The sequence below is a fragment of the Methylobacterium sp. C33D genome (assembly GCF_053345825.1).
Genome location: NZ_JBKFAV010000148.1, coordinates 1 through 358 on the forward strand (window position 1 = coordinate 1; position 358 = coordinate 358).

At 73.5% G+C, this 358-nt stretch carries 1 protein-coding gene; it reads right to left on the bottom strand.

All coding sequences use genetic code 11. The features are described 5' to 3' along the window. Positions 1 to 358: gluconate 2-dehydrogenase subunit 3 family protein (locus ACLBXO_RS31795; RefSeq protein ID WP_447687925.1), on the bottom strand; the 358-nt coding region annotated here is incomplete at both ends.

Consider the following 358-nt stretch of genomic DNA (forward strand, 5'->3'; position numbering starts at 1 on the left):
CGGGGTCGGCTCGATGGTCTCGAGGAGGGCCGCCCGGTCCGTGTCCTGCGGAACCTTGGCGTAGGGCAGGCGGTGCCTCTCGACGGCCGGCCGGTTGAGCGCGGCCATCCCGTCCTCGAGGAGCGTCAGTTCTCCTGGAGCGGTCCGCGCCGCGTCGTCGAGGATCTGCACCGCGGCGGCGTAGTACCTGTCGGCGACGCGGTCGTGCGGGTAGCAGTCGCGCGACATCTGCACGAGGGAGGCGAAGGTCTCGGGCTTCGTCGCCTTCGGCATCTGCGCGCAGGCCCGCCCGGTCACGCTGCCGTCCGGCATGACCGCGACCGCGAGCAGCGTCGAGCCCGCGGCGCCCAGGAAGCCG